At 61.8% G+C, this 3,901-nt stretch carries 4 protein-coding genes; 3 read left to right on the plus strand and 1 reads right to left on the minus strand.

Annotation, left to right across the window (positions count from 1 at the left end; all coding sequences use genetic code 11):
• Window positions 1–274, plus strand: a 274-nt coding sequence (locus tag IIY41_RS13950) for an AAA family ATPase (protein ID WP_502709822.1), incomplete at its 5' end; no start/stop codon positions are given.
• Window positions 275–379: 105 nt separating this feature from the next.
• Here IIY41_RS13950 and IIY41_RS13955 read toward each other — a convergent pair.
• Window positions 380–2,047 (minus strand): formate--tetrahydrofolate ligase, encoded by a 1,668-nt coding sequence (locus IIY41_RS13955; protein ID WP_139056038.1) that lies wholly within the window; start codon window positions 2,045–2,047, stop codon window positions 380–382.
• Between the two features lie 174 nt (window positions 2,048–2,221).
• Between IIY41_RS13955 and IIY41_RS13960 the strand changes: the two genes are divergently transcribed.
• Both IIY41_RS13960 and IIY41_RS13965 read left to right on the plus strand, forming a co-directional pair.
• Window positions 2,222–3,067, plus strand: coding sequence for a DegV family protein (locus IIY41_RS13960; RefSeq protein ID WP_058722811.1), 846 nt, complete (start codon window positions 2,222–2,224; stop codon window positions 3,065–3,067).
• A 144-nt stretch (window positions 3,068–3,211) separates the two neighbouring features.
• A complete protein-coding gene (locus IIY41_RS13965) occupies window positions 3,212–3,877 on the plus strand; it encodes a response regulator transcription factor (protein ID WP_009325125.1) in 666 nt (221 codons plus the stop codon).
• Window positions 3,878–3,901: the final 24 nt, after the last annotated feature.

The following is a 3,901-nucleotide window of genomic DNA, read 5'->3' on the forward strand; positions in this document are numbered from 1 at the left end:
GCTGGCCATGCAGCCGGACGTGATGCTGTTCGACGAGCCCACCAGCGCGCTGGACCCGGAGATGGTACACGAGGTGCTGGACGTTATCCAGCAGCTTGCCCGGGAGGGCATGACCATGGTGGTCGTCACCCACGAGATGGGCTTTGCCCGCGAGGTGGCGAACCGCGTGGTGTTCATCGACGAGGGCGTTATCATGGAGGAGGCCGCTCCGGCGGAGTTCTTCGGCAGCCCCAAAAACCCGCGTTTGAAGGATTTTCTCGGTAAGGTGCTGTAAAGCGCCCGGAAAACAAGTGCAAAAAAACAGCGCCGCTCCAAAGATGTGCCTTTGGAGCGGCGCTGTTTGCATATGCTTTTTTGTGCGGCGTTTGCCAGAAAGCGCTCAGAACAGGCCGCTGATGACGCCGTTTTCGTCCACGTCGATGCCCTCGGCCGCGGGCTTTTTGGGAAGGCCGGGCATCGTCATGATATTGCCCATCACCACAACGACGAAGCCCGCGCCCGCAGAGAGGCGCAGCTCCCGCACGGTCATCGTGAAGCCGGAGGGCGCGGCCAGCAGCGAGGCGTCGTCCGAGAAGCTGTACTGCGTCTTGGCGATGCACACGGGCAGGCGGCCAAAGCCGCCCGCGTCCAGCTCCGCAAGCTGCTTTTTTGCGGCGGCGGAAAACACCACGTCCGCCGCGCCGTATATGTTTTTGCATACCGCGCGGACCTTGTCCGCCACGGGCGCGTCGTCCGGATAGGTGAAGCGCACCGGACGTTTTTCCAAAATGCCCAGCACATCCTCGGCCAGCTCCAGGCCGCCCGCTCCGCCTTTTGCAAACACCTCGCTCAGCGCGCAGGGCACGCCCAGCCGGGCGCACAGGTCCCGCAGGTACTGGTGCTCCTCGGGGCTGTCGGTGGGGAAGGCGTTGATGGCCACGCACACCGGCATGCCGAATTTGCTCTGCATGTTTTCCACATGGCGGGCCAGGTTCGCGCTGCCGGCCTCCAGATATTCAAGGCTGGGCACGCCCAGCTCTGCCTTGGGGCAGCCGCCGTGGTGCTTGAGCGCGCGCACCGTGGCAACGACCACAACGGCGGAGGGCTCGATGCCGGACAGGCGGCACTTGATGTCGAGGAATTTTTCCGCGCCCAGGTCCGCGCCGAAGCCCGCCTCGGTGACGACATAATCTGCCAGCTTCATGCCCAGCTTTGTGGCGATGACGCTGTTGCAGCCGTGGGCGATGTTGGCGAACGGCCCGCCGTGCACCAGCGCGGGCGTGTGCTCCAGCGTCTGCACCAGGTTCGGGTCAAAAGCGTCCTTCAGCAGCGCGGCCATGGCGCCCGCCGCGCCGATCTGCTCCGCCGTGACGGGCGCGCCCGCATACGTGTAGCCCACTACGATGCGGCCCAGGCGGGCCTTCAGGTCGGCCAGATCGGTGGCAAGGCAGAAAATGGCCATCACCTCACTTGCAACGGTGATGTCGAAGCCGTCCTCACGCGGCGTGCCGTTGGCCTTGCCGCCCAGGCCGTCGGTGATGAAGCGGAGCTGGCGGTCGTTCATGTCTACGCAGCGCTTCCAGGTGATGCGCCGCGGATCGATGTTCAGCGCGTTGCCCTGATAAATATGGTTGTCCACCATGGCGGCCAGCAGATTGTTGGCCGCGCCGATGGCGTGAAGATCGCCTGTGAAGTGCAGGTTGATGTCCTCCATGGGCACCACCTGTGCATACCCGCCGCCCGCGGCGCCGCCCTTTACGCCGAACACGGGGCCGAGGCTGGGCTCCCGCAGCGCGAGGACGACGTTTTTGCCCATTCGGTGCAGCGCGTCCGCCAGGCCCACGCTGGTGGTGGTTTTGCCCTCGCCCGCGGGCGTGGGGCTGATGGCCGTTACAAGAATGACTTTGGCGTCCTTTTTTTCGGCCAGCTTTTTCACAAGGCGGTGGTCCACCTTGGCCTTGTACTTTCCGTAGGGGATCAGGCTCTCACCGTCCAGCCCCAGCGACGCGGCCACGTCGGAAATGGGTTCCAAAACAGCTTCCTGCGCGATCTGGATATCGGTTTTCATGCAAACGCTCCCTTTTTCACTCCCGTTTTTGCGGCGCGCGTAAAATATACACGCCGTTCGCATAAAATTTTAACAAATTTCTGATATGATTACAAGGGAAGAGGCCTTTCAATTGACTTTTTGCCCCGTAAAAGTTAGAATGGTATATATTGTGAGAGTAGAGGGAGAACAGGAATGGATATCCAGATCATTGTAGACAGCTGCTGCGACCTTACCCCCGCGCTGCGCAACCTGCTGCGCGTGTCTGTCGCAAGCCTGAAGATCGACGTGGGGAGCATCCACTATGTGGACGACGAGCGCATCGACACAAAAAAGCTCATCGCGGACATGAAGGCGTATAAAAACGCTCCCTCCACAGCCTGCCCCTCGCCGGATGAATACGCCGCGCTGATGGAAAAAAGCGAGGAGAGCTTTGTGGTGACGCTCTCCGGCAAGCTGTCCGGCAGCTATAACGCCGCCTGCGTTGGCCGGGAGATGGTGCTGGAGCGAAGCCCGGAAAAGAAGATTCATATTTTTGACTCCGAGAGCGCGTCCGCAGGCGAAACGCTCATCGCCCTGATGCTGCGCGACCGCATCGACGGCGGGCATTCCTTCGAGGACATCGTCGCCGAGATGACAGCGTTCATTGCGCGGATGAAAACGCGCTTCGTGCTGGAGGACCTTTCCAACCTTGTGAAAAACGGCCGCATCTCCAAGGTGGCGGGCCTTTTGAGCGGCATGCTTTCGCTGCGGCCCATCATGGGCGACGACGGCCACGGCAGCATCGCGGCCATCGAAAAGGTGCGCGGCACCCAGAACGCCATGCGCCGTCTGGTGGAGCTCATCGCCGAAGGCACGCGGGAGGCCGCAGCCTCCAGCCTGACGATGGTGCTGAGCTACTGCAACTGCCCCGAGCGCGCCCTGATGCTGAAAAAGGAATTTCTGGAAAAATGTGCGGCACTGCGCGAGGTGATCCTGGTGCCCACCAGCGGCCTGTCCACGGTATACGCTTACGACGGCGGCATCGTGCTGGCTTACTGAAAAATGTGAAACAACAGCCGCCGGGAGGCGGGCGTATGCCCGTTCCCGACGGTTGTTTTTTGCGTATAAGCCCGGGAATGAAACAAATCTGATACATTCATCCGTTACTCTGATGGTAGAAACTGATGCAAGGGGGGAAGCGGCATGAACCGCATCCTGATCGTAGAAGACGAAGTACCAATCGCCCAGCTCATTGAAATGAGCCTGGCGCGGGCAGGTTATCAATGCGAGGCCGTCAACGACGGCTGCGCGGCGGCGGATAAGATCGAACAGAACGATTACGACCTGGTGCTGCTGGATATCATGCTGCCCGGGCTGGACGGCTATGAGCTGCTGGAGTATCTGCGGCCCATGGGCACGCCTGTCATTTTCATCACGGCTAAGGGCACTCTGGGCGACCGGGTGCGCGGGCTGAACCTGGGCGCGGATGATTACATCGTGAAGCCGTTTGAGGTGGCGGAACTGGTGGCGCGGGTGGAAAGCGTGCTGCGCCGTACCGGGCGCGGCGGCGCGCTGCTGCGCGCGTGGGACGTTACGGTGGACACCGTGGCGCGCAGCGCCACCAAGGCGGGCGTGCCGGTGGCCCTCACGCCCCGGGAATTCGACCTTCTGGAACAGCTTTTGCGCAACCGGGGCGCGGCACTGTACCGCGACGTGCTGTTCGAGCATGTTTGGGGCGGCGAGATGGATGACGGCACGCGCACGCTGGACCTGCACATCCAGCGCCTGCGCAAAAAGCTGGGTTGGCAGGAGCATATCAAGACCGTCTATAAGGTGGGGTATCTTCTGGAAATGGAGGGAGAGCCGTGAAAAAAGAAAAGCGCGCCCGCGCCA

It is taken from the genome of Ruthenibacterium sp. (assembly GCF_017421385.1).
In the GTDB taxonomy this organism is placed as follows: domain Bacteria; phylum Bacillota; class Clostridia; order Oscillospirales; family Ruminococcaceae; genus Ruthenibacterium; species Ruthenibacterium lactatiformans.